Source organism: bacterium, assembly GCA_030019025.1.
In the GTDB taxonomy this organism is placed as follows: domain Bacteria; phylum Hydrothermota; class Hydrothermia; order UBA1063; family UBA1063; genus UBA1063.
In genome coordinates this window covers 1-26,627 of record JASEFR010000023.1, presented here as the reverse complement: position 1 = coordinate 26,627, position 26,627 = coordinate 1, and the positions used below count along the sequence as shown (strand labels likewise).

Genomic DNA, 26,627 nt, shown 5'->3' with positions numbered 1-26,627 from the left:
ATTTTAAAGCACCTCTGCGGAAAATAAAACGTTTGATAGTTCTGCTCATGAGTTTTAAAATCTTTCTGATGAGGTTTCTCTACGAGTTTGGTTATAAAATTGCAGATTTTTTAACTCTTTTAAGGGGTATCGTTGTACTCTTTATGTTGTCCCTTATTCCGAATGAACAGGCATCTCTTGATACATTCATGATAATGGTTTTCGTTGCCTGGTTTACCGATGTATTCGATGGATTTTTTGCCCGCAAAAGCAAAAGAATGGGGTATTTGGGGAAATGGGATGGATGGGTGGATACAGCTTTTTATGTAACCATTTTTCTCTACTGTTACGCTCTTGGGTTTTACTCATTCAAGTTTTTCGTATTGGTCCTTATATTTAACTTTTTAGCGGTCTTTATATCAAGAAATCTCGAAGTTAACCAGGCATTTCACTTTCTTTATATTCTTTTAGGTTTTAGGACCATCTACCTGCTGGATAAGGGCTGGTTTATTCGGGTATTGGCATGGACAATACTCGTTATCATTTTAAAATGGTCACGCCTTAAATTTCAGATAAAGAATTTTATAAATAGCTGGAAGAATCTACTTTTTGGTAAAAAGGGTTCTTCTCATTGATTCCAAGTATTTGGGTTGCATTTTAAGGAATTCAGCGGCTGTTCCTACAAAACTGAGGTTTTTGTTACTTAAAATCTCTTCGTAATATTTTTTCCAATCCTGAATTCTGGCCGAATGATGGTCAATAATCAGATTTTTTATATTACACTTGCGTATTAAGAAATCAAGCTTTTTGAGGGAATCCAAGAACCATTTGTTCTTTAAGACAGACCCTTTTATGTACAGCGGGAAGCCATCAAAAATAAGCGTGGTAATTTGTTTGTTTTTTAAAAAATCGACGAGAGAATCCACAAAGACTCCAGAAATGTCAGACGTGTAAAAAATGCTTTCCTCATTTTCTTTGATATAAACTCCGATTACCTTGATATCTTCTCTTCCATATCCATGAGGCAGTGCCTTGGTAAACTCAACTTCCGTCTTTCCGAAACGAAAGCTCCTTCCGTCTGCGGCAATCACTGCCCTTGGGGATTTCAATTCCTCAAAAAACTTTTCGGCTCTTCTTTTCTGTCTTGGATTTATAGTTGAAAAGTCTTTAAATAAAAGAGTTTTTCCTTCGTAAAGATTTGCATTCCTGTAGTGGTGGTGATCGTAATGGTAGTGGGTTATAATCGCAACATCGCATTCTTTCAAATGTTTATTTATTCTTTCCCAGCATTCCCACAAGGATTCAACCTCTTGCTTATGTGGAGGAAGGTTGAATCTATCAGGGCCAAGTGCACACCCAGGGTCTATGATAACCTTTATAGATTCTGTCTTAACATAAGTACAGTACGATCTAACTCCAAGGCTTTCACTCGCTAATATTTTGATGTCCATGGAAAAATTTTAAACCAAAATCCTAAAATTGTTTTTAATGCGAACAAATTGGCTTATAATTACGTCAATATATTCGGAGGTGAAATGAATGGGTTTATCGAATTATTGAAATCGGCGTGGTTGACTTTTAATAGCAACAAGCTTCGTTCTTTACTCACAACTCTCGGAATAATTGTGGGAGTCTCTACGGTCATCGCAATGGTTTCAGTTATTGACGGTATTAATAAATACGTATACAAGGTACTTGGTGGGCTTGGGACCTCTACGGTATATGTTCAAAAGTACAAGTGGGTTCTCACTGGCAGATTAACCCAGGAGGAAATTCGAAAGCTTATGAAAACCCCCGATTTAACCATAGAAGATGCAAAAGCAATCAAGAATTTAGATGAAGTTGAGCTTGTTTCAGCGATTCAGCCTGTTAGAACAATTACGGTGAGGTACAAAGAGAAGACTGTTGATGCAAGCCCTTCAGGAGTGGAACCAGACTACATAGCAATATCTGGGTATGAATTAGCTTCCGGAAGGCCTTTTATTGAGAATGACATTCTGTATAAGACAAATACGGTGATTATTGGTGATTTCATCAAGCAGAGACTTTTCCCTGACGAAGACCCTATTGGTAAGGAAATTTGGATTGACAGGTATAAATTCACCATAATTGGTGTCTTGAAGCCAAAAGGACAACTCCTTGGGCAAAATATGGATGATGTTATGTTGATCCCAATCACGACGGTTTTAAAATATTTTCCTGTGCGAGGAAGGTTCGGACCTTACCGAATATTCAGAAGTCTTCAAATTGTTGCCAAAATAAGGGATGACGTTCCTTTTGAAAAAGGTATGGAGGCTATTGAAAGCCTTATGAGGGCCAGAAGGGGTATAAGGTTTACGGAAGATAATAACTTTTTCCTGAACACATCGGAGGTATTGATTTCGGCTTACAAGCAAATAACGGGTGGTATTTTTATTGCTATGATCGCAATAGCCTCTATGGCTCTTATTGTAGGCGGTATCGGAATTATGAATATCATGCTTGTATCTGTGACTGAAAGAACGAGAGAAATTGGTGTGAGAAAGGCAGTTGGAGCCACACCAAAGGATATTCTGCTTCTATTCCTGATAGAAGCCATTTTGCTGACAACTATCGGAGGCCTTATTGGAGTTGCGTTCGGTCTCATTTTCGGTAAAGTAGTTTCCTTCCTCACTCCACTTCCAGCTTCCATTCCTTTGTGGAGTGTAATAGTGGGGTTAGGCTTTTCGTCAGCGGTGGGATTATTTTTTGGTATCTACCCTGCAAGGAAGGCAGCAAGGCTTAACCCTGTAGAAGCGTTAAGATACGAATAAGGGGATAAATTATGAAGAATTTGGTAAGGATAATTTACGAACCTGATAAAGTTTTTGAAGAGGAGCAAAAGCCCTGGGCTCCCCTTTTTGCGGGGCTCCTGTTAAGTCTTCTTTTCTTTGTTGGAATTCAGCTCCTTTTGAGACAGGAAATTCTTTCGAGCGCGATGGAACGTATTTCTGAGCTCCCTGAAGAGCAGAAATTAAATGCGTTGAAGATATTAAATTCTCCAAGACGAATTATCTTCGGTCTGGTAACAATTCTTATTTTGTATCCACTAAAAGTTGCCTTACTTGCACTAATATATGACGTTGCCGTTCCGATTTTTGGTGGAGAATTGTCATATCCAAATTCCTTTACTATTTTCTCTTTCTCCAGTTATATATCGTCCCTCTCTTCTTTAGTTAAATTGCCCGTTGCAATAATCATTAGAAATCCTCTGGTTAGAACTGACTTAGGTGTATTGATCACCGGCAAGACCAGTTATTTAGCCACTGTTGCCAGTCAGATCGACCTTTTTACACTTTGGTCCCTGACAGTCGCAGCATTGGGTCTTGAGAAGTACGCCAAAATGAAAAGAGAACAAGCTTTCACAATTGTTGGTATTCTATGGCTTTCCTATATTTTTATTGTATACCCGTTACTAATGGTAAGGAGGATAAGATGAAGCTTTTCTTGATTTCGCTAATAATTTCGCTAAGTGAGTCAGATACGGTTATTGTTAGATATGAAAACCTCATACAGATTGCTGAAAAGTTTTCACCCGCATATAAAGAGATAAAATTTAACAAAAACGCGTCTGCTTACGGCTTCGTAGGAAACATCGCAAGTGCCATTGGGAGTGTTGATTTTTTGATAACTAAAAATGAAATAACATACCAGAATCCACCTACTTCCTTTTCATCTCCTCCGTATAATTCTAATCTTACCTTAAGTACTACTCTGCTTTCTACCAACAATCTTTTCAAGGCAGTCGGGTCATACTTTGATTTCAGAAATACCTTTCTGAACCAAGAAGACGCAAGGCGTCAGCTGTTGCTAAATTTGAAAACAGTTTACTTGAATACATTAAAATTGAAAAAGACTGTAGAAGCATATACTAAGGCTTTGGAGCGGAGCAGGCTCTATTATGAACTCATTGTAGAACGGTATAAACTGGGTATGGTATCGAAGACCGATTCCCTCAAAGGTGAAATAGAGATTAAAAATGCTGAGATAAATCTTCTGAGCGCTCAAAACGCCTACTTTAAAAGCCTCGAACAATTAAAATCTCTGCTCGGACTTAGTGGAAATGTTTTCGTTATCCTGGAGGACTATGAACCACAGCTGGAAAGATTTCAGATAAGAGAAAAAGAGTTTTACCTTGAAAATGCTCTAAGGAACAACTTCTCAGTTAAAAGTTATTCTGCTCTCATGCATTCCAGTAGAGTCAATTTGTTATACACTTCCCTTTCTTTCGTTCCACAGATTTCCTTTGGGAAAACATGGTATTACTCTGGTAACGATTTACCCCAAAATCTTCAGGATTACGGTGAGAAAGAACAATGGACGATTCAGGCTTATATAAACTTAGTCAACTACCCCTTTGCTCTTGCACAAAGATCACAGCTTGAAAGGGCCTATACTTACAAATACAAAAAAACAATCCTTGAAGTCTCAACAAAAGTCAAAAGTGCTTATGAAGATCTTCTTTTCAATGTAAAGACTTTTGAGTTGGCAAAGTTAAGGCTTGAACAGGCAGAAGCAGCCTATTCCCTTGCAAGGCAGCAGTATAAAGAAGGTATAATCTCCCTTTTACAGTTGATGGATGCTGAAGCCAGTTATCTACAGAGCGAAGTGGGTTTGATAGAGGCAAAATATAATTACTTAATAACCATTGAAAATTTGTCATACCTTACAGGAATGGAGGTTTTGAGATGAAGGTAAAGAGAATAGCTATCATAACTGCGATAGCGGTAGTCCTTGCTATCATAGTTGGTGCGAATGTTGCAAAATCTGGCAAAAATGTTCCCTTACTTGAGGCACAAATTGTTACACGAGGGCGTATTCAGGAAGTGGTTCGTGCTGATGGCGAAATCAAAGCTGAGAAACAGGTCGATATCGGATCTGATATAATGGGGAGAATTGAGAAGATTTACGTTAAATTGGGGGATTATGTAAAAAAAGGTGATACTCTTTGCCTTATAGACAGGCAATCTTACGAGGCAAAAGTAAACAGCCTGAAAATGACCTTAAATGATCTTAAAAATAAGCTTGACAAAGCGCAAAAGGATTTTGAAAGAACTAAGAATCTCTACGAAAAAGGTCTTGTTGCTGAGACAGATTATGAAAATTCCAGGTTACAACTTGAGAGTTTAAAGGCCCAGTATCAATCAACTTATTACTCCTTAAAGGATGCTGAGTATCAACTCAGTAAGACTGTAATTACATCTCCAATAACGGGTAAGGTAGTCAGTTTAAATAAAGAAGCGGGTGAAATCGTTGTAATGGGAACGGTTAACAATCCTGCTACTGTGATAATGACAATTGCTGAGCTTTCAAAAATGAAAGTTAACGCTTACGTGGATGAATCAGAGATTGTGAAGGTAAGAGAAGGGCAACCAGCTAATATTTACGTTACTGCCTATCCTGATAAAAACTTTAAAGGAATCGTGAGGGCTATATCTGCCGCCCCTTATCAGGGAACCTCTACAACAGCTCAAAGTGGAGTACAGTATTCTGTTGAAGTGGCAATTGTGGATAGCGGTATTTTGTATCCAGGAATGACCGCTACTTGCGAGATAATTGTAAATAGAAAAGATTCAGTTCTAAAGGTACCTGTTCAGGCTCTTGGAAAAGAAAAGTCAGGTGAAGATTATCTTTTCTTGATTAAAGATGGAAAAGCTCATAAGACTTTTGTAAAGGTTGGAATTATTGCCTTTAATGAAGCAGAAATTTTGGAAGGGATCTCCGAAGGTGACACTATTGCAGTTGGTCCATATACACTTTTAAGGACCTTGAAAGACGGTCAAAAAGTGAAATTTGAATTCAAAAGAAAAACCCTTGAAGGTAAAAGACTTGCAAAAAGATTTGAGAACCGATAATGAAACCTTTAATAGAGCTTATTGACATCAAAAAAACCTATTTTTTAGATGAGGTCCCAGTAGAAGTTCTAAGGGGAATCTCTTTAGAGATCCATGAAGGTGAATACATCTCTATTATGGGTCCATCTGGCTCTGGTAAGTCCACTTTAATGCACATCGTAGGGTGTCTTGATACTCCAACCTCTGGTATCTATAATTTTGAAGGTATTCCGGTTCAGAGTCTTGACGAAGACAAACTTGCAGAGATAAGGAGAAAAAAGGTCGGATTCGTTTTTCAAAATTTCAATCTTCTTCCCAAATTCACTGCTGTTGAAAATGTTGAACTTCCCATGATTTATGCGAAAATATCACCTAAGGAGAGAAGGGATAAAGCAATAAAATTGTTGGAGAGGTTGGGAATTGGGCACAGAATTAATCACAAACCCACAGAGCTTTCAGGTGGCGAAAGACAAAGGGTAGCTATTGCGAGGGCCTTGGCCAATGACCCCAAAATAATCCTTGCCGATGAACCAACAGGAAACTTGGATTCAGTCTCTGCTGCGGAGATTCTGAATATCTTTGATGAGCTTCATAAAGATGGGAGGACGATTGTTGTCGTAACCCATGACTATGAGGTAGCCAAAAGGGCTCAAAAAATCATAAGAATTCGAGACGGATTAATTGTAAAGGATTGAATCTAAATATGATTTAATGCTTAAAAAGCACTCAGGGTAGCAATAGGCTTTAGTATTATTTTAAGAATTTACCAAATTACATTAAAGGCTGTTTGAAGTCAACTTTGTAAAGTGCGATTAATAAAGCCTTTGATTTTACGATGACTCTAGATTAATATTTAATAAAGGAGTGAGTTATGCCTGAAGAATATAGAGAAGAACAGCAAAAAATAGAGCCTGATCTAACCGCTGTTTATACAGGTTCTCAGGCACTTGAAAAAGCACCCGAAATCTATGGAGTTGCTACTGGAATTGAAGGGCTCGATGACCTATTTTACATAGTGGAATCTGTAAAGAATCGCCTCGAGAAGAAATCTTTAGAAGGGATTCCTTCTTACTCTGTGATGAATATTACGGGGGTTTCGGATACGGGAAAATCTCTGATGGTAGAACAATTTACCGTGTATAGGGCAAGTAAAGGCGATAAAGTGGCTTTTATTACTGTAGAATCGCCTGCAAATTTTGTGGTCGCTTCGCTAAGGTTAAGGGCAATAGCAATGGGTTTAAATTTTGATGAGTTTCAGGATAATATAATTCTGATAGACGCAGCTTCTTCCACCCGGATTAGGGAAAATATACCTGAGTTGCTTGCAACTCTAAGTTATGTAATCAAAACCTATAAAGTTAAATTTACGATAGTTGACTCAATAACTGGACTCTTTGAAAATAAGGAAATGATGGCACGGGCAGTGGTCAGGAGGATGTATAATTATATGAAAAAGTGGTATCAGACTGCTCTATTTGTATCCCAAAAAAGAAGCGGACATGAAGAATTGACTGCTGAAGCGGCTGGCGGATATGCGGTAGGGCACATAGTAGATGGAACCATGGTTCTGGCTAAAGAATTGATTGATTCGATTTATAAGGCGAGATTATATAAAAAAGAATTGGGTGAAATTGTAAGATTGTTCAGAATAGATGGATGTAGAATGTCTGGTCATGATACAAAAACTCATTTCCTTGAAATCACCGATACAGGTCTTGTAAAAATTGGTGAGCCAATAGGAGGTTAGATCATGGTTATAGAAATTACAGGGTTACCACAAACAGAAATGAATGAAAAAGACCTTGAATATTTGGTAAGCCGGGTCTTTTTCAAGGCTATAGACCTCCTTGGAGGGCTAAACAAACTGGCAGAGTATAGGACCCTCACATGGCTTCCAAGTCTGGCAAGAGCTGCTTACGTTGTGGTCCTGAGAGATGAATATCTAAAAACAGAAGATGAAATAGCCAGACGAGTTGGACTTACGAGGAACACGGTAAGGAATATCTTAAGAGCTGATCCTACCCTTGCTATGGAAAAGATTAAAAAACTTGAAGATCTTGCGAAGGAAGAAGTTAGAGAAATGAAGGTCCACACTGCTGGAGGGATCGCAAAGCTCGCTTACAAAATGGTTAAAGATGGTAATGATGCTGAGACTTTAGTTCTTTATTACGGCATGGCCGCTGAGGATATTACTAAAGCCCTTGATATACCATGGGCATATGCGGTTCTAAAATGCACGAAGGGTATAAAATATCCGATCGAAGACAGTTCTCTTCTTAGAGAAAGACTTGCAGGTTTAAAAATTAAAAATCTGCCTTCTGAAGATATCATAGAGAAATTGCATTTCCCAATCAAAAATCCTGCCCACCTATTGCACGACATAAAACTCGTAATTAGTAGTATCGAAGGTAACTAAATTTAGAACAACCTAAAACCTGTTTATATACGTTAAATATTAGCTAATCCTCTAATTGGTAAGCCCTACAGTTGTGGATGTCTAATCCTATTTTTTCTTTGTCTCCCTGTATTGTTGCTGAAACAGATAACGTTTTATCTTCATCGAAGTGGTTTTTGGAAATTCTTCTTCTCGGATGGTAAATTTCTTCACCCTCTTATATTCTGCAAGGTCATTACAATAGGTGTCGATTTCTCTATCAATGAGTTTGTATATGTCGTCAACTGTTGGATTTTTAATCCCTTGCTCTTCGAAGTATTGCTGAACTGCCTCGAAATTAGGATACACTATGGCATGGACTTCCTCTTTCTTCGTTTCAGGGTCGAAGGCTCCAATTACTAAAACTTCTGCAATATATGGTGATCTTAACAGCGCGGTTTCTATTTCTTCTGGAAAAACATTCTTTCCACCCGCTGTTACAATAACATTTTTCTTCCTTCCAGTTATATAGACATAACCATCTTTATCTATATAACCCACGTCGCCTGTGAGAAACCATCCATCTTCAGTGAAGACCTCTCTTGTGGCTTCTTCGTTTTTGTAATAACCAGCCATAACCATCGGTCCCTTTACTGCTATTTCGCCGATACCTTCTTCATTGGGCTCGTGAATTTTGATCTCAGCATACGGGACGGGTAATCCAACACTTTCATTTTTGGGGCAACAGATGGGATTCAACGTAATAACAGGAGAGGTTTCTGAGAGTCCATAACCCTGAAGGATAGGAAAGCCCATTTCTTCAAGCGCTTTTGATACCCATCTGGGAAGAGCGGCTCCACCAGATATTAGATATCTAAGGTTATCCATTCCAAGTTTCGCTCTAATGCTCTTGAATAACGTTTTTGAGGCTTTCCCTTTCAAAAGTGTGTCAAAGGCTTTTGAGGTTCCCCTTAAACCGTTGAAAATCGCTTTCGTTAAGACCCCCGATTTTTCAACATTCTTAAAAATTCCCTCCACGATCTTTTCGAGCAACAATGGTACAACAAGCATTGCAGTGGGTTTAACGTATTGCATCTCTTCTATCATTACTTTGGATTTGAGTGAGCTTGCGTATGCAATAGTAGCACCACCTGCTATTGGAACTACAAGCCCACAAGTCTGTTCATAGACATGATGGATGGGCAAAACTGAGAAAAATGTGTCTCCAGGCCCGTATTCGAGACACTGGTAAAGCGAATCAACGTCGGACATTATATTTTTATGTAAAAGCATTACCCCCTTGGAAATCCCAGTGGTTCCCGATGTGTAAAGAATTATTGCAAGGTCTTCAAAGGCAACATTTTCTCTCGGTGTTCCTGTCTTCACTTTCTGGAAAATATCTTTAAGGGAAGTAATATTAAACTTGTTAGGCTGCATAGAAATTATATGTTTCAGAGTAGGAATTTCTTTCTGAATTTCTAATATGTCTTCGAGAAATCTTTCTTGAGCTGTTATTAGGACTGCCTCTGAATCTTTCAGTATAAATTTAATCTCCTGGGGTTTAAGTCTGGCATCAACGGGAATAACAGTCAAGCCCAGCCAGTGGTAAGCAAAATAGGTTATAGCCCAATAGGGCGAATTGTCGCCAATAATTGCAGCTTTATCACCTTTCTTAAGACCAAGTTCTTCTTTCAGATATTTAGCAAGACGGGTAACATGGTCATACATATCATCATAAGTAAAAGTAATCCACTCCTCGCCCTCCCTCATCATGAGGGCCATCTTGTCTTTGTACAATCTATGTGACCTTTCAAACATTTCAGGAATTGTGAACCATCCAATACCTGACCTAACTGTTGGAAAAACCATACTCACCTCCTCCCTGCGGAACTCTCTACTCGATTTCCAGAGCGAAATGTACGTTGGAAAAGCCATACTCACCTCCTCTATCAAACTTGAATTTTAAACGGATACTCTGAGATTGTCAAACTTTAGCTTAGAAATTAGAATAAACTTGTGGACTGCCTTAAAATTAGTATTACCCAAGATGGTTGAAAAAATTCTTAAAGAGATAGAAAATAGGTTTGGGATTCCAGAAAAGGTTTTCGATAATTGGAAACTCGTGAAAGCTAAGGATTTGTGGATTATGTCCAATGAAGCTTATGCCTTTCGTGTAAAAAAATTTTCGAGGAGAGGCATCAGACTCGTAAGAATTTACCGTGATGGATATAAATTGACCACTGCAGGAATTCAAATTTTTGGAAAGTATGCGACCAAAAATGTGTTGGAAATAAGTGCTGAACAAGTTAAGGATTATCTTGAAGGGAAAGATCTCTTTTTGGATTCCAATAATGTAGAAAACGGGCAAGTGATAGTTAAGTGTGGTGATGATTACCTCGGTAGTGGGCTCTATATAAACGGGAAGATTAAAAACCAGTTGCCAAAAGGGAGAAGGTGGTATTGAAAGAAAAGATAGTAATTCTTGACTTTGGTTCCCAGTATACTCAGTTAATTGCAAGAAGAGTTAGAGAAATTGGGACATATTCGGAAATTTTACCCTATTGGACAAAACCAGAAGATTTGGGGGAGAATGTAAAAGGTATCATACTCTCTGGCGGTCCTTCCAGTGTATACGATGGAAATGCCCCCTTACCCTCTCGAGAAATATTCGATATGGGACTCCCAGTTTTGGGAGTTTGCTATGGCCTTCAGGTAATTGCTTATCTCTTTGGAGGTAAAGTTGAACCTGCCGAAAGCAGGGAATATGGGTTTCAGAGATTGAAAATTTTGAAAAAAGATTCAGCTTTGCTGAAAGGAGTTAGAGACGGTAGCACTGTATGGATGTCCCACGGGGACGTGGTAAGAGAACTACCCGAAGGTTTTGTTGTAAGCGGAGCAACAGATAACTCACCTTTTGCTGTCATTGAAAATCCTGAAAAGCGGATCTTTGGAGTTCAATTTCACCCAGAGGTTGCCCATACTGAGGATGGTCTTTCTTTGCTCGGGAATTTCGTAAGAAAGATTTGCGGTACATCTGGTAGCTGGAATCTCGAAGACTTCTTAAGTCAGAAAGTAAATGAAATTCGTGAAGAGGTTGGCTCTTCGAAAGTACTTTTAGCTTTGTCCGGCGGAGTTGATTCATCGGTTGTTGCCTACCTTCTTGACAGAGCTATTGGGAATAATTACTACCCCATTTTTGTTGATACGGGCTTGCTTAAAAAAGGTGAAAAGGAACGAATTTTAAAATATTTTGGACATAATCCCAACCTGAGAATCGTGGACGCTTCTTCTCAATTTTTTGATGCCCTTAAAGGCATCGAAGATCCTGAGAAAAAGAGAAAAACAATAGGCAGAAAGTTCATCGATGTATTTGAGTCTGAAGCAAGGAATATTGGTATAAAGTTTGAGTTCCTCGCCCAAGGGACTCTTTATCCTGACGTTATTGAGTCTACCTCAGTTGTTGGGCCTTCTGAGGTAATTAAGTCCCATCACAATGTAGGGGGCTTACCTGAAAGGCTACATTTGAAATTGATAGAACCTCTGAGGGAACTTTTTAAGGATGAAGTGAGAAAACTTGGGAAGCTTCTAAATGTTCCTGATGAGGTTCTCAAGAGGCACCCTTTTCCAGGCCCGGGTATGGCAGTCAGGATCATCGGTGAGGTCTCTCCGGAAAAGGTGAAAATAATTCAAGATGCTGATTATATTGTGGAATCTATTATAAAAAAGCACGGCCTCTACGATGAAATATGGCAAGTATTTCCTGTACTCCTTCCCGTTAAAACTGTTGGTGTTAAGGGCGATAAGAGAAGTTATGAGAATGTAATAGCTATAAGGGCAGTTGCTAGTGTGGACGGAATGACAGCGGACTGGTATAGGATGCCTTACGAGGTTCTTGCAGAGATATCTACGAGCATATTGAACAATGTAGATGGACTAAACAGGGTTGTATATGACATTTCTACTAAACCCCCAGCAACAATAGAGTGGGAGTAAAATGAGGATACTGATACTATCAGATATTCACGGGAATATTTTCCCCCTCGAAAAAGTTCTAAAGTCAGAAAGTTATGATCTTATGATTTGCCTCGGGGATCTCGTTGATTATGGACCTTTCCCCGATGAAGTTATTTCCATAGTAAGGGAAAAGGCAAATTATTGTGTTATGGGAAACCACGATTACAGTTATGCCTTTGATGTGGACTGCCCCGGAACAACTGAAGAGTTTAAAAAAATTACCTATAAAGTGAGAGACTATTTCAAGTATAATCTTTCAAGTGAAAACGCTGAATTTCTTAAAGCTCTTCCACTTACACAGGAAGTAGTAATTGACAAGCAATCACTACTCCTTTATCACTCTTCAGCTAAGGATCCACTTGGAGATTATGTTACTTTTAGCCAAGATCAAGAGACTATTAAAGAGAAAATGTTGCCCAATAAGTTAGTAGATATTGTACTTTACGGACATACTCACCAGAGTGGGAAGTTGCAAATAGGCAATATTACCATTTTTAATCCCGGTAGTCTCGGCTTCCCACGGGGGAAAGATAGGTATCCCACCTATGGGATTTTAGAAAATGGGTATTTTGAAATCAAGCGTGTTGAATACGATGTTTCAAAAATTATCAAGGAATACAAGAGACATTCGGTGCCAGAAGAAATAATTCACAAACTAATGGGAGTCACAAAATGACAAAGGTGATAGAAGTTGGTAACATTAAAATTGGTGGAAACAATCCGATTGTTTTGATTGCAGGGCCCTGTGTTATAGAAAGTGAGGACATAACTCTTAGGACTGCCGAGAAAATCAAGAAGATCACGGAAAAATTAGAGATTCCCTTTATTTTCAAATCTTCTTACGCTAAGGATAATAGATCGTCGGTTGAATACTATTATGGTCCTGGTGTGGAAAAGGGGGTAAAAATCCTTGAAAAGGTGAAAAGAGAGTTCAACGTCCCCATACTTTCCGATGTTCATTATCCCGATGAAGTTCCAATCGCAGCTCAGGTGCTTGATGTTATTCAAATACCTGCCTTTTTATGCATGCAGACCCGGTTGACCTTAGAGATAGCAAGGACTGGAAAGGTGATCAATGTCAAGAAAGGGCAATTTCTTGCGCCACAGGATATAAAAAATGTCGTAAAAAAGATTGAAAGTACAGGCAACACAAAAATTCTACTGACGGAAAGAGGAACCTTCTTTGGTTACCATAATCTCATTGTAGATATGCGTTCACTAAAGATCATGAGGGATACGGGTTACCCTGTTATCTTTGACGTAACCCACACTGTGAGGGTTTATGGTATACCGTCAAAGGATCCTCGAGGTGGTAATCCCGAATTTATTTTCCCCCTCGCACGAGCAGGAGTTTCTGTAGGTATAGACGGTCTATTTGTAGAAACTCATCCAGAGCCAAAGAATGCTCTCTCCGATGCTTCCAGTATGCTTCCCCTTGACGAGCTCGAGCCCCTTCTCGTACAAGTTAAGCGTATAGATGAAATAATTAAGGAGTTACTCCGCGAGGGTTATCGCTGAGATATAAGTGAATTATTCTTCCCTCTTTAACAAGCATTCCAGCCGGGGGTTCAGTTTTCCATACATATTTTCCTGAGCCTACTACATTCCATTTGAGCTTTTTTTCATTTAGTATCATTGCACATTCTTCAACCTTAAGGCCCGACAAATAAGGTACTTCAGTAGTTTTCCTGGAGCCTACATATTTCTCAAGAATTATACGATCGGCAAACACGATTGCAACAATCGAATAAACAAGAAGGAATATTCCCGTCAAAATAATGGTAAGGAGAGCTTTCCCCACTTTACTTTTGAAGAATTTCTTAAACGTTTCTCTAAACTTCATCTTCTTCCCCCTCAACGGTTTCAACTCCCACTGGGTTCCAATCCATCTCCTCCTCTGTCCCGTCACCAAATTGAAGTTTTATTCTTTTTGTCAAATAGTTAATTTCCGTAACTCTACCAGGGCCTTTATCGGTTTCAATGACACTTCCAATTTCAGGAAACTGGGATTTGAGATCTCTATAGTATTCGAGTTCATACCTCAAACAACATCTCAACCTTCCGCATATACCAGAAATTCTATCGGGAGAGGCAAAAATAAATTGTTCCTTGGCAGTTTCAAGAGTCACGGAAGGGAGCATATTAAGAAATCTTCTACAACATATTTCGAACCCACAAATACCTACACCGCCTTTAATTCTAGCCAAATCACGGGCACCAATTTGCTGAAACTCAACACGAACATGTAAAATTTTCGATAGTGCCGCTGCTATCTTGTCAAGTTTGAGCTTTCTCTCAGCAGTAAACTTAAAACTAATAATCCCCTTTCCTATGTCGAAATCCTCTTTAACGATTTTGACGTCTCGAAGGTTGTTTTCAAAAAGGAATCCCTTTGTTATTTTTTTCATCGTTGCAATGACCTCATCATTTCCGGCGATTCTGAATCGATCGAGAATTTTTCCTGCAACTTTTTTTGAAAATCCTCTTACTTTAACGAGGAGTTCTTCCTCTATTTCTGGGTACTTCAAAAAGATGTAACTTCCGGGGGAGAAGTCAACATGGTACGGCAAACCCACCACGTCAAACCCGCCTCCAACTATTGAAATTTCTATTGAACTATTTAATTCTCTTTTTCGATACTTTTGCAATTTTCTTCTCCTTTTTCTCTAACTCACTTTTTATCTTTTTTATTGTATCTCTATATTTTGCAGCCTTTTCAAAGTCCAACAAACTGGCAGCCTTGAACATACGTCTTTCCAGTTCTTCTATGACCTCGTATATAGTAAACATAGATTTTAATTCGGCTACCTCTTTCTCAATGTCAACCTCATCACTTTTCTTTATTATCCTTTCATCCGCAACGATCGTTGTTCTTAAAATTTCTTCTGGGGTTTTCCTGATGGTTTGAGGAACTATGTTGTGTTCACGGTTATATTCCATTTGAATTTCTCTTCGGCGGTTCGTCTCTCTTATAGCCCTTTCCATTGCCTCCGTAATAACATCAGCGTAAAGAATGACCCTGCCGCAGGCATTCCTTGCAGCTCTTCCAGCCATCTGGATCAATGCAGTTTCTGATCTTAAAAAACCGGTTTTATCTGCATCGGTTATAAGAACGAGAGATACCTCTGGTAGATCAAGTCCCTCTCTCAAAAGGTTCACGCCAACGAGCACATCAAACTCTCCCAGTCTAAGGCCTCTGATAATTTCTACCCTCTCCAATGCGTCAATTTCCGAATGGAGATATTTCACCCTGAATCCCAACGTGGTTAGGTATTCCGCAAGATCCTCTGCAGTTCTTTTTGTTATTGTAGAAATCAGAACTCTCTCTCCCCTTTCAACAACGTTTCTTATTTCCTCAATCATATCTTCGACCTGATTGGAAGATGGTTTGACTATTATCTCGGGGTCTACAAGGCCGGTGGGTCTTATTATCTGTTCTACTACTATCCCGTTGGATTTCTTTATTTCATACTCGGCGGGAGTTGCGGAGACAAAAAGCACCTTATCCCAAAGTTCTTCAATCTCCTCAAATTTAAGGGGTCTATTATCAAGAGCACTTGGTAAGCGGAAACCATACTCTACAAGGGTTTCTTTTCTGGATCTGTCACCGTTGTACATCGCCATAAGTTGAGGGATTGTTACATGAGATTCATCTATTATTGTTAAGTACTCGTCCGGGAAGTAGTCGATGAGGCAAAATGGCCTTTCACCAGGTTTCCCTCCAGATAGGTGTCTGGAATAGTTTTCTATTCCAGGACAATACCCTACTTCTCTTAACATTTCCAAGTCAAATTTTGTTCTTCGTTCGAGGCGATGCGCTTCCAGAATTTTTCCCTGTCTGTAGAGTTCCTCAAGCCTTTCCTCAAGCTCCTGCTTTATAGATTCTATAGCTCTTTCCAGTTTGCTTTTTGTTGTTACCCAGTGCCCTGCAGGATAAATCACAACCTTATCCTTAACTTCCATAACCTTGTTGGTTAATAAATCTACAATTTTGATAGACTCGACAGTTTTATCTGGCACTTCAATTCTTATAATGTAATCTTCGTACGCGGGAACAACATCTATTCTCCCGCCTCTTACTCTAAAGTTTCCTCTTTTTAGGTCAACATCGTTCCGTGTATACTGGAGGTCTACCAATCTTTCAATTAGGTTTTTTACGCCAACTTGCTGGCCCCTTTCAAGGGCTAAATAGAGTTCAAGCACATCCTCTGGATCACCAAGTCCGTAAATTGCCGAAACACTTGCTACAACGATTACATCATCCCGGGAAAGGAGTGAAGAGGTAGTTCCAAGCCTCAGCCTTTCAATATCTTCATTAATATCCGCTTCTTTTTCAATATAAGTATCGGTTTCGGGAACGTATGCTTCTGGTAGATAGTAGTCGTAGTAGGAAATAAAATACTCAACAGCATTGTGGGGGAATAAACTCTTGAGCTCTCCAAACAATTGGGCTGCCAATGTCTTGTTATGGGAAATAACAAGTGTTGGCAATCCAAGTTCTTTTATAACATGAGCCATTGTAAAAGTCTTGCCTGACCCTGTTACTCCCAGCAAAACCTGATATTTTGCACCCTGCCTAAAATTTTCAACTATTTCTCTAATTGCTTTAGGTTGATCTCCCTTTGGAATGAGGTCAGTAACGAGTTCAAATTTCGCCATATTAAAATTTTAAGGTTTTTTTCGCTAAAAATCAATGGTTTTAAAGTTTTGAATTACAGACAGTGTGGGTTAAAATTAAGTGCAAAAGGGGGAGTTAATGTTGTTATTGTTTCTTTTAGCGAACTATTGGTTTATGCCGCATAAAATTTACGAACCTTACAGAGAACAAAGACTCTTAAGAGACTTTTATCAAAAAGAGGCGGTGGTTCAGAGTGTTTTTTCAAGGTTTAGATTGACAAATCCTGAATTTCATCCTGGGCTCCAAAAAGTAAAGAATTTTTCTAAAAATCTCAAAGATAAACAGCAAATTGTAATTAGGGTTCTTGCCCTGAGGGTTGAGTTTGAAGAAGAAATTCCAGATGATCCGAGAACCACAGGAAACGGCCTTTTTCGGGAAACCCCAAATGAAGAGAATCCTATAATTGGCTTGGATTGTAATGGTAGGCCATATTACAATCCTTACTATGACCCTCCCCATGACTGGACCTACTTTAACAATCAGATGAGGGCTCTTGCATCCTATGTTTACGCTGCGACCTTTGGTAAAGTGAGGCTTGAGTGGATTGTAAAACCTGATTCGGGTTTGCCCGCATATAAGGTACCCCATCCCATTGCATATTATGGTGATACAACCCAAATGGAGCTTGGTCTTGTAACATTTTTAAGGGATGCCTTTAGATCAGCGGACGAGGATCCAACAATTTCTTTCGAAGACCTTGATGGAAATGGTATTAAAGATTACCTTGAAGGCATTTGGGTGAGATATATAATCTTTCATGCTGGGTCTGCATGGCAGACGGACTGGATCGGGGATACCCCTTACGATCTTGCGGCAGTCACAATACCACCGGGAGCACTTGAATATTACTTGGGAAGAAGCTATCTCGTATTAAATAACGGAAGAGATACCTTGTACGACGCCTGCATTTTGCCGGAAACCATGTCTCAAGATGGGCTCGAAGTTAAATTACAGGGAACACTTTTCCACGAAAGCGGACACAATCTGTTTTTATTGCCTGACCTTTACGATACCTACGGAAGGGGTGCTGGCATCGGTGCGTTTGGTATAATGACAACAGGCCCATATCTCGAAGCCGAAGGCGTTCCGTCAGGGATTATCCCTCCTTTTCCTAATGCATGGGAAAGAATATTTATGGATTTTATTTTGAGAGTCATTTATGGAGAAGGTTTCCTTGATGGAAATGTTGTCATTACGGTAAAACCTGGGCAGGTATTTCAGGAAGTAAGCCTTTTCCCTCTTCAGATTCCCGCAGATTCCTTTGTAATGGAGAAAACTTCATCAGGTCTTTATTATGTTCATGGTAATTTTCTGGAAGATCCCTTTTCAAAACCCAGGATTGTAAAAATTCCAATAAATTCAAAAGAGTATTTCTTGGTGCAAAATTTAGCAACCAATATTGAGTCGAACGACTTTGAGAATTGCGGGGACACCATAAGAGTTTCCGGACGATGGAGCAATGGTGTGGTTGTGGATTTTAGAGGCGAAAATGATTATCTTCTTCCCGGAGATGGGCTACTGGTATTCCACGCAGATGATGATATCCTTTGGAGGAACTACCCAACCAATACTGTCAATGCTGTAAGGCCCATGGGCGTCTATATTCTTGAAGCTGACCATGTTCAGGATTTTCAGCGCTTTAACTGGGATTTCACACCATACTCTTATTGCTGGTTTGGTAGTCCGTATGATCTCTACTTTGAAGGAAACAACACTGCAATATCCTCAACAACATTGCCATCCTCCGTTGACAACCAGGGTAACAAAACTTACATTGAAATTTTTGATATTTCTCAAAAAGGCTACGAGATGAAGTTTAAAGTGAGACTTGAAAATACCCTTTCACCTTTTCCGATAAGAATAGGATACAGTGTCGTTGATTCCAATTCATCACGGATGATTATTGATGAACCATACGAAAGCTTTCTGGAAGGAAAGGATACTTTGCTTGTCGCTTTACAGAACATTTACAGAAAATCAGTTGACCTTTCAACCTTAGATACAACTATTATTGATTCTTTTGGATTGGTTTCTATTGTAAGCTACCAGGGCTTTGTGATCTTGACCGATACTTTAAAAGATGAACGTTTCATTAAAGAACCTGCCATTGAAGATGCTAATGATGACGGGAATTTGGACTTTCTCTGTGCATTAAACAATAGGAAAATAATTCTTTATACAACAAAAGATTCCAACGACGATGGTAAGCCTGACATCGTATTTAGCAAGACCATGCCTGAAGAGATAGTGAGTGTGCCATCCATATTTGAATTCAGCGGCCAAAAGGTTTTGGGAGTTGGGCTATTGGACAACAAATACTACCTTCTTAGATCCAGCGGAGATATTCTGTTTGTCTTAAATACCGGTGCTCCTGCACTAAATGTGCCAGCAACAAACGGCTTTCTCCTGTTTTATCAATCTTACGATGGAAGACTTTTAATCCTGACAGACAGGTTTGAAACCTATGAGGTTGATTCTTTCAACTTAATCCCATCAGCATGTTCACCAGTACTTATTTATGATTCCACAAGTGGAGACTACAGGATAATCTCAGTAAGCGGGCTCGGCGAATTAAAAGTTTGTAATGAAATGGGCGAAGTTTTAAATAAACGCAGGTTTGCCGAATATCCTTTGAATGGAATTGCAATAGGCGACTTAGATGCGGATGGAAACGAGGACATCGTTTATGTAAGCAAAGGATATCTCGTTGCAGTGAGTAAAGAACTTGCACCAATTAGTAAATTTCCCAAAAGTATTGATACAACAAGAACATTTCAACCTTTACTTGCAGATCTGGATGGAGATGGCTTTGAAGAAATTATTCTGCCAACAGATAGGGGAATACATGTTTACGGCTATTTGCAACGTGATTCAATGAATTATTATCCCGTTTCAAAGGGGCTCAATTCTAATCCATTCTTAGAAGATATTAATAAAGATGACATACTGGAACTCATATACATTACCTCAGATGGCTATATTTATGCCTTCCCGCTCCCAACTTTGCGAAGTGCGTGGAGACACTTCGGCTATTCTTCGGCACACAATCCCTTCGAAGTCTTATCAAAAATTTCTGACGCAGTTCCTTCACAGGAGGAACTTGTTTCTCTTGCGTATGTTTATCCCAATCCTGTATTTACACCATACCTAACCTTCCGCTTTAAGGTGCAGAAAGGGGGAAAACTAAATATTACCCTCTACGATTTTTCTGGAAAGAAAATAAGAGAAGCGAGTTTCGATTTTAATGGCGGGGTGGTAGAGGAAAAGCCCATTTTTGTGGGTGATCTGGGGACCGATATTTATACTTTAAAAGCGGTTTTTAAAATTGATGGTAAGGCTATAGTTAAAAGAGTAAGATTTATTGTAGGCAAAAAGGGGTGAAATAAAATGGCTATAAAAAAAGTCGGTTTAGTAACCGCAGGGGGTGACGCCCCCGGCATGAATGCATGTCTCAGATTTTTGATGAAGGGGCTAATTGACGAGCATTACGAAGTCTTTGGGATTTACAAAGGTTATAAGGGTTTAATCGAGAAAAATTATAAAAAGCTTTCCAAGAGGGATGCGGGTGGAATAATCCAGAGAGGTGGGACCATTCTTGGTACATCGAGGTATCCTGATTTTGTGAAAAAAGAAATTCAAAAGATTGCGGTGATGAATTTGGAAGAGATGGGATTGGACGCAATCGTCGTTATCGGTGGTGATGGTTCCATGCACGGTGCACATGCCCTTAGTCAAATGGGTGTAAAGGTCTTAGGCATTCCTGCTTCTATCGACAATGATATCTATGGAACCGATGAAACTCTCGGTGCAGATACAGCGCTAAATACTATCGTCAAGTCCATTGACATTATAAAGGACACAGCCTCTTCTCTTGATAGAGCCTTCATAATAGAAGTCATGGGACATACATCAGGATATTTAGCCCTCAATGCTTCGGTATCTACCGGTGCAGAGGCCTGTTTCATACCCGAGTATAAAACTGACATCGACGAAGTTGTAAAGAGGTTGAATCAAAGATTTATAGAGGGAAGATCCAATTCTATTATAATCGTTGCTGAAGGCTATAGTTCTGGATATAAAGTTAAGGAATTACTCGAGAAAAAAGGCATAAAATATGAATTGAGAGTCACGGTTTTGGGGCATCTTCAAAGGGGCGGGTCCCCCACATTTCGCGATAGAAGACTTGCCCTGGAATTCGCAAGCCATGCTATCGAACTTATCAAAAAAGAAAAATTTGGGGTAATGATTGCGAAAAAAGAGAGTCTCATTACTGAAGTCCCGCTCGAGGAAGTTGTTTCTCATAAAAAGACCCTTGAGGCATCACTTTTAAAAATGATGGATACTATAAAGTGGGAGGATTAAAATGCCGCTTTTACCTATGAAAGATCTCCTTACAGAAGCAGATAAGGGAAATTATGCTGTAGGGGCTTTCAATATCAACAACTTGGAATTTTTCCAGGCAATTATGGAAGCTGCCGAAGAAGAAAATTCTCCTGTTATTATTGCTGTTTCTGAAGGTGCGATCAAATATGCAGGAATTGAATTTATTGAAGCCATTGTGAGTGCAGGTGTTAAAAAGTATAAGATTCCTTTCGCCTTACACCTTGACCATGGCAAGGATTTTCAAAAAATTATGCTTGCTATAAGACATGGCTTTACATCCATCATGATTGATGTCTCTGATAAGCCCTTTGAAGAAAATGTGAGGATAACTCAGGAGGTGATAAGGGTAGCAAGACCATTAAACATCACCGTCGAAGCAGAACTGGGAAGATTAATGGGTAAAGAAGAAGAGGTTGAAAGTTTAACAGCAATCTATACCGAACCTAATGAGGCCCTTAAATTTGTTGAACTCACAAATTGCGACGCCCTTGCGATCGCCTGTGGTACTTCTCATGGTGCCTATAAGTTTAAGGGTGAACCAAAACTTGACATTGAAAGAATCAAAAAAATTAAAGAACTGGTGGGTATTCCGCTGGTTTTGCACGGTGCTTCGGGTGTGTCAGAGGATATGGTTAATGAAGCCAATTCTCTCGGTTTTAGGCTTTCGGGAGCGAAAGGTGTGCCGGATTCAGAAATTAAGAATGCAATTTCAGCAGGTATAAGAAAAATAAACATAGATACCGATTTAAGAATCAGCTACCTTATTGGATTTATGAAAAAAGTCAGGGAAAATCCTTCCGATATAGATCCAAGGACACATTTAAAAGAAGCCAAATTGAGGGTTAAAGAAAAGGTAAAAGAAAAAATCAGATTATTTGGCTCGCAAGGCAAGGCTTAATCTTCCATGGATCAACTACTTAATGGATTAAATGAAAGGCAGAGAGAAGCTGTAACAATTGAAGGTGGTCCTGTTCTTGTTATTGCGGGTGCCGGTTCAGGTAAAACGAGAGTTTTAACACACAGAGTTGCCTACTTAATTGGAATTAAAAAAATTCCGCCTCATAGGATCTTTGTTGCAACTTTTACAAACAAAGCTGCTGACGAAATGAAAGAGAGGATCAGAAACCTAATAGGTGCAGACATCAGAGATCTCTGGATCGGAACCTTTCACTCCCTTTGTGCTCGTATTTTAAGGCAAGAAATAGAAAAACTTGGAACTTATACACGATATTTCACAATTTTAGATAGGGATGACCAAAAGAAAGTTTTAAAAGAAATATTAGGGGATATAGGCGAGGAGAGTTCAAAACTCGAAAGTCTTGTGGAAAAAATTTCACGTTACAAAACAGGACTATTGATAACAGAAGATCAATTCTTTCTCACCGTTTATAAACATTATACCAGAAAGCTAAGGGAATACAACGCTCTCGATTTCGACGACCTTTTGATTCTGCCTTTAAGTATTTTCAATGAATTTCCTGAAGTCCTTGAATACTACTCTACTAAATTCAAACACATTCTTGTAGACGAATATCAGGATACAAACCACGAGCAATATTTACTTATAAAGGCCCTCTCTCACATCCATCGAAACGTCTTTGTAGTTGGAGACGAGGATCAGTCTATATACTCTTTCAGAGGAGCAGATATTCAAAACATTCTCAATTTTGAAAAAGATTTTCCTGATTGTAAAGTCATTAAACTGGAGCAAAACTACAGAAGCACTCAAAAAATTTTATATGCTGCATCTTCAGTAATAAGGAACAACAGATACCGTATTGGAAAAAATCTTTGGACGCTAAACCCTGAAGGTGAAAATCTTGTTGTTATGGAAACTGAGGATGAAGACGAGGAAGCGGAAAGAGTTGTAGAGATAATTAAATCTTTGAAACGCCCCCTTGGTGATTTTCTCATTCTTTACCGGATTAACGCTCAGTCAAGAGCATTGGAATCCGCCCTCCAAAGAAGTGGGATCACTTATAAGATCGTGGGCGGGATTAAGTTTTACGAAAGAAAAGAGATAAAAGATATTCTCAGCTACTTAAAATTTCTTGTTAATCCGAAAGATAGTGTTTCATTAGAAAGGATAATTAACATACCACCCCGCGGAATTGGTCAAGAAACTCTGAGAGTTTTAAAAGAAAGGGCGAGGGAACTGGATTTACCACTCTTCGAAGTCATAAAGGCTCATAGAGAACTGGATCTAAACCCGAGAATCCACGGTGCGCTGGATAATTTTCTCGTCTTGATTGAGACTTTGATGTCCAAAGTCACAGAACTTAGCGCTTATGAAATGGTTTCCTTCTTAGTAGACGAGATTCGCTATTATGATTATATATTAAGGTCCAATGATCCAGAAAAAGCACAAGAAAAGATAGAAAACGTCAAGGAGTTAATCGGGGAAATAAGAAAATTTTCTGAGGAAAATGCCAGAACCTTGACCGATTATGTGCTTATGGTTTCACTGCGCTCTGACATTGACGAATACAACGCGTCACCGGATTTTGTTACTTTGATGACGGTACATAATGCTAAAGGATTGGAGTTTCCCATTGTTATAATTACAGGCCTCGAGGAGTCAATCTTTCCCCACTTCCGATCCAAAGATAACCCTGTTGAACTTGAAGAAGAGAGAAGGCTTTTTCACGTTGCATTAACAAGAGCAAAGGAAAAAGTCTATATAACTTATGCCAAGTCAAGGTACTTGCGAAGAGGATATCTTGAACCCTCCCGGTTTATATACGAATTACCTGAGGATGTAGTGGATTTTGTAGGAAAATCAGAGGTAGAAACTGTTATTGAGAAGTACCATTTTAAAGAAAAAAAGAGAGGTGAATTTGAGCCTGGTGATTTAGTCCATCACCAGATTTTTGGTATGGGAAAGGTTGTCGAAGTTTACGAGGACAAAATAAAGGTTAACTTCTTTAAAGCGGGTTTAAAAACGTTGGTGCTTGAATATGCGAAACTTGAGAGAGTGGAATAAAAAATTATTCTTGAAAATAAACTGGGCAGATTTTCTCGTCATTACCCTGGGGACTCTAATTACTGCAATTGGAATTGTACTTTTCCTTGCACCCAACAAAATAGCCGCTGGTGGTGTATCTGGTGTTGGCGTTATTTTTTATCATCTTTTCCGCTTTCCAATTGGTTTAACAATGCTTGTTATCAATGCTATGCTCTTTATCATTGCTTTTATTCTCTTAGGAAGCGAATTTGGACTGAAAAGTATTTATGCTTCGGTAATACTTAGTGTATTCATTGATGTGCTGGAATACGTATTACCGAAGTCCCTATACATTAATGACCTCGTGATAGCAACAATCTTTGGAAATCTATTAACAGGATTTGGAATCGCTCTTGTTGTATCAAGGGATGCCTCTACGGGCGGAACCGATATTGTGGCTATGATCATAAAAAAGTATAGTAATATTGACATGGGAAAGGCCCTTCTGGTGATAGATTTCACTATAACTCTATTTGCTGGGATCTTTTTCGGAAAGATCATAGGAATGTATTCATTGTTAGCAGTGATTATTAACACAAATACAATTGACTATGTCCTTGAAGGAATTACAACCTCGTTCCAGGCTTTTATAATAACAGCAAAGTATGATACTATTAAAGAAAGAATACTTAAGGAAATAGGTCGAGGCGTAACTCTCATCAAAGCAATTGGTGGTTACACTGGTGAAGAGCGATTTGCACTGTGGGTTATTCTGAAATCACCCCGTGAAATAGTCAAACTCAAGGAAATCGTAAAAGAAGAGGACCCCACGGCCTTTATTACAATAACTCATGTCCGTGAGGTCCTCGGGAAAGGCTTTAAAAGAATTTCCAGTTCATTCTAAAATGGTCTAATTCCAAGCCACTGGTTTAATAGAAAATCGAGCCTTCCGACAAGCAGTGAAAATCTTGCCATTACAGTATACCCGAAGGAGGCCCCGAACCCAAGCATCAATAAAAATAAACCAACTTTGGAAATTTGCTTAACGCCCGGTCTATCATGGGGAATGGAGAAATAGAAATACACAAGTACTGAGATTACTCCGACAAACAGAATCAAGGCATTGATCCAGTGTATTAGGTCAGGGTAAGGAGGTCTCAAAATTGAGCTCTTGCTTTGTTCTATAATGTATGTCTGGATGATTAAAGGAATACTCAAACCCGATCCAATACCTAAAAGTACAGCCATGGGCCATCTTATCATAAAGGAAATTTTTGGAAAGGCCGAAGTCAGGTACATGAGACCAAGAACGAAAGGAATTATAAATATAAGCTGCTTCTCCTGAAACAGGGGTACCCACACGTTAGGGTAAAAGGAATTATTGTAAACCACAACAAGCCCGTATCCGGTAGCAAGCCCTACGAATAAGTGCTCTGCCATTCTGAAGAGCGGGTTATCTTTGTATAAAAAAGTAAAAATGGCTAAAGTAAGAAAAGCCTGTATCCAAATCCAAATATTTGTTGAAATATGCATATTACTTCCTCCTTCTTGATAAAAAGTACCCAATATTACCAATTATTATGAACAAAATAATGAGCAATTGACCAATAGAGTTCGCATCCATCCTTCTAATTGCATCAGTAGATGGTTTTCCTACATTCCTTTCCTTCAAAATTTGATTAACGGCGTGTTCGTATTCAGCTGCAGCCTTCATCCCTGCCAGCATACCTATAAATTGTCCGGCTTGTATGTATGGGTAGAAATCGCCTGCACTAACACCCGTGACTGCTGCTGCTACTTTGACACCATATTTGGTATATGCATATACTGCCCAAGTGGTGGGAATAGAAGATCCACTAAAGCTGATGACTAAAGCAATGTCTTTGTAGTTTTTTACAGGCTTAAGCGCATAAATTTCCTCTGTTTTGGTCCCAAAATAGTCGGTCTTATACACACTTTTTATATCTTCCCCTAATCCTAAAACTACTGATGATATACCTGCCTGGTATCCCAGAAACACGTAATCGGTATCTCTACGGGCACCTAATATCTCTTCTGCTTCTGTGAATGCATCGACAGCCAAACCCGCTCCCTGAATAATTAATGTCATCCCAATAGGTATAATCCCCTTCAAGATACAGTGTTTTACAACAGCTTTGTACATCGGATGCACTTCCGGTGCAACGGATGGGTCATAATCAGCAGAAAGAATCACGTAAGAACCCTTAGGAAGGGTGTCAATGTACTCAAAAACTCTCCTAACTTGTGGAGACATTTTTTGCGGGAAATTGGGCGGAAAAATTAGTGGAATAATTAAACCAATTAAAACCACAAGGTAAATGTATTTTCTTTCCAGTTTGCTAAGTTTAATAAAGAAATCTCTTACTGACATCTCAACCTCCT

The 26,627-nt window shown here is 39.1% G+C and carries 24 protein-coding genes; 17 read left to right on the top strand and 7 right to left on the bottom strand.

All coding sequences use genetic code 11. From position 1 onward, the window contains the following. The first annotated feature begins 68 nt into the window (after nt 1–68). Nucleotides 69–614: a CDP-alcohol phosphatidyltransferase family protein gene (locus tag QMD82_06695; protein ID MDI6851602.1), complete on the top strand. Its 546-nt coding sequence runs from the start codon at nt 69–71 to the stop codon at nt 612–614. Here QMD82_06695 and QMD82_06690 read toward each other — a convergent pair. Beyond that, entirely contained in the window at nt 582–1,430 is an 849-nt protein-coding gene (locus tag QMD82_06690) for an MBL fold metallo-hydrolase (protein ID MDI6851601.1), read from the bottom strand. The genes QMD82_06695 and QMD82_06690 overlap by 33 nt on opposite strands. An 84-nt stretch (nt 1,431–1,514) precedes the next feature. On the opposite strand from QMD82_06690, the gene QMD82_06685 reads away from it, so the two are divergent. The 7 genes from QMD82_06685 to QMD82_06655 all read left to right on the top strand — a co-directional run bounded on the left by QMD82_06685 (nt 1,515) and on the right by QMD82_06655 (nt 8,247). Continuing rightward, nucleotides 1,515–2,771 (top strand): ABC transporter permease, encoded by a 1,257-nt coding sequence (locus QMD82_06685; GenBank protein ID MDI6851600.1) that lies wholly within the window; start codon nt 1,515–1,517, stop codon nt 2,769–2,771. Nucleotides 2,772–2,782: 11 nt separating this feature from the next. Then, complete coding sequence (locus QMD82_06680; protein MDI6851599.1) at nt 2,783–3,436, top strand: YIP1 family protein; 654 nt, start codon at nt 2,783–2,785, stop codon at nt 3,434–3,436. Continuing rightward, a complete protein-coding gene (locus tag QMD82_06675; protein MDI6851598.1) occupies nt 3,433–4,689 on the top strand; it encodes a TolC family protein in 1,257 nt (418 codons plus the stop codon). Before QMD82_06680 ends, QMD82_06675 begins: the two co-directional genes overlap by 4 nt. After that, on the top strand, nt 4,686–5,852 hold the full coding sequence (locus QMD82_06670) for an efflux RND transporter periplasmic adaptor subunit (GenBank protein ID MDI6851597.1): 1,167 nt from the start codon (nt 4,686–4,688) through the stop codon (nt 5,850–5,852). Before QMD82_06675 ends, QMD82_06670 begins: the two co-directional genes overlap by 4 nt. Then, nucleotides 5,852–6,526 (top strand): ABC transporter ATP-binding protein, encoded by a 675-nt coding sequence (locus QMD82_06665; GenBank protein ID MDI6851596.1) that lies wholly within the window; start codon nt 5,852–5,854, stop codon nt 6,524–6,526. The genes QMD82_06670 and QMD82_06665 overlap by 1 nt, the downstream gene beginning before the upstream one ends. A gap of 176 nt (nt 6,527–6,702) precedes the next feature. Beyond that, a complete protein-coding gene (locus QMD82_06660) occupies nt 6,703–7,578 on the top strand; it encodes a KaiC domain-containing protein (protein ID MDI6851595.1) in 876 nt (291 codons plus the stop codon). A 3-nt stretch (nt 7,579–7,581) separates the two neighbouring features. Then, a complete protein-coding gene (locus tag QMD82_06655; protein ID MDI6851594.1) occupies nt 7,582–8,247 on the top strand; it encodes a bacterio-opsin activator in 666 nt (221 codons plus the stop codon). Between the two features lie 87 nt (nt 8,248–8,334). Here the strand turns inward: QMD82_06655 and QMD82_06650 are convergent, their stop codons facing one another. After that, a complete protein-coding gene (locus QMD82_06650; GenBank protein MDI6851593.1) occupies nt 8,335–10,140 on the bottom strand; it encodes a long-chain fatty acid--CoA ligase in 1,806 nt (601 codons plus the stop codon). Nucleotides 10,141–10,252: 112 nt separating this feature from the next. On the opposite strand from QMD82_06650, the gene QMD82_06645 reads away from it, so the two are divergent. The 4 genes from QMD82_06645 to kdsA are packed head-to-tail and all read left to right on the top strand — an operon-like array spanning nt 10,253 to nt 13,737. Continuing rightward, nucleotides 10,253–10,669, top strand: coding sequence for a hypothetical protein (locus QMD82_06645; protein MDI6851592.1), 417 nt, complete (start codon nt 10,253–10,255; stop codon nt 10,667–10,669). After that, nucleotides 10,666–12,198 (top strand): glutamine-hydrolyzing GMP synthase, encoded by a 1,533-nt coding sequence (gene guaA / locus QMD82_06640; GenBank protein MDI6851591.1) that lies wholly within the window; start codon nt 10,666–10,668, stop codon nt 12,196–12,198. The genes QMD82_06645 and guaA overlap by 4 nt, the downstream gene beginning before the upstream one ends. Nucleotide 12,199: 1 nt before the next feature. Then, nucleotides 12,200–12,895, top strand: coding sequence for a metallophosphoesterase family protein (locus tag QMD82_06635; GenBank protein ID MDI6851590.1), 696 nt, complete (start codon nt 12,200–12,202; stop codon nt 12,893–12,895). Next, entirely contained in the window at nt 12,892–13,737 is an 846-nt protein-coding gene (kdsA, locus tag QMD82_06630; protein MDI6851589.1) for a 3-deoxy-8-phosphooctulonate synthase, read from the top strand. The genes QMD82_06635 and kdsA overlap by 4 nt, the downstream gene beginning before the upstream one ends. Here the strand turns inward: kdsA and QMD82_06625 are convergent. The 3 genes from QMD82_06625 to uvrB are packed head-to-tail and all read right to left on the bottom strand — an operon-like array spanning nt 13,706 to nt 16,878. Further along, nucleotides 13,706–14,062, bottom strand: a complete 357-nt coding sequence (locus QMD82_06625; GenBank protein ID MDI6851588.1) for a PASTA domain-containing protein — start codon at nt 14,060–14,062, stop codon at nt 13,706–13,708. The genes kdsA and QMD82_06625 overlap by 32 nt on opposite strands. Further along, entirely contained in the window at nt 14,052–14,867 is an 816-nt protein-coding gene (gene ricT / locus QMD82_06620; protein ID MDI6851587.1) for a regulatory iron-sulfur-containing complex subunit RicT, read from the bottom strand. Before ricT ends, QMD82_06625 begins: the two co-directional genes overlap by 11 nt. Continuing rightward, on the bottom strand, nt 14,836–16,878 hold the full coding sequence (gene uvrB, locus QMD82_06615; GenBank protein ID MDI6851586.1) for an excinuclease ABC subunit UvrB: 2,043 nt from the start codon (nt 16,876–16,878) through the stop codon (nt 14,836–14,838). Before uvrB ends, ricT begins: the two co-directional genes overlap by 32 nt. Before the next feature lie 97 nt (nt 16,879–16,975). Here uvrB and QMD82_06610 point away from each other — a divergent pair, with 97 nt between their 5' ends. From QMD82_06610 to QMD82_06590, 5 genes are read left to right on the top strand one after another with little or no spacing between them, the layout of a single operon-like run. Then, nucleotides 16,976–20,278: a hypothetical protein gene (locus QMD82_06610; GenBank protein ID MDI6851585.1), complete on the top strand. Its 3,303-nt coding sequence runs from the start codon at nt 16,976–16,978 to the stop codon at nt 20,276–20,278. Between the two features lie 6 nt (nt 20,279–20,284). Further along, the gene (locus QMD82_06605; protein ID MDI6851584.1) at nt 20,285–21,259 is read left to right on the top strand and encodes an ATP-dependent 6-phosphofructokinase; all 975 of its coding nucleotides are present in this window, start codon (nt 20,285–20,287) and stop codon (nt 21,257–21,259) included. Nucleotide 21,260: 1 nt separating this feature from the next. Next, nucleotides 21,261–22,178: a class II fructose-bisphosphate aldolase gene (locus QMD82_06600; protein ID MDI6851583.1), complete on the top strand. Its 918-nt coding sequence runs from the start codon at nt 21,261–21,263 to the stop codon at nt 22,176–22,178. A 6-nt stretch (nt 22,179–22,184) separates the two neighbouring features. Then, on the top strand, nt 22,185–24,263 hold the full coding sequence (locus tag QMD82_06595) for a UvrD-helicase domain-containing protein (GenBank protein MDI6851582.1): 2,079 nt from the start codon (nt 22,185–22,187) through the stop codon (nt 24,261–24,263). Continuing rightward, nucleotides 24,238–25,128: a YitT family protein gene (locus QMD82_06590; GenBank protein ID MDI6851581.1), complete on the top strand. Its 891-nt coding sequence runs from the start codon at nt 24,238–24,240 to the stop codon at nt 25,126–25,128. The genes QMD82_06595 and QMD82_06590 overlap by 26 nt, the downstream gene beginning before the upstream one ends. On the opposite strand, the gene QMD82_06585 is transcribed toward QMD82_06590, so the two are convergent. Both QMD82_06585 and QMD82_06580 read right to left on the bottom strand, forming a co-directional pair. Then, entirely contained in the window at nt 25,125–25,757 is a 633-nt protein-coding gene (locus QMD82_06585) for a hypothetical protein (protein MDI6851580.1), read from the bottom strand. The genes QMD82_06590 and QMD82_06585 overlap by 4 nt on opposite strands. A 1-nt stretch (nt 25,758) precedes the next feature. Continuing rightward, nucleotides 25,759–26,627 (bottom strand): hypothetical protein (locus QMD82_06580; protein MDI6851579.1); only part of this gene is annotated, 869 nt, incomplete at its 5' end.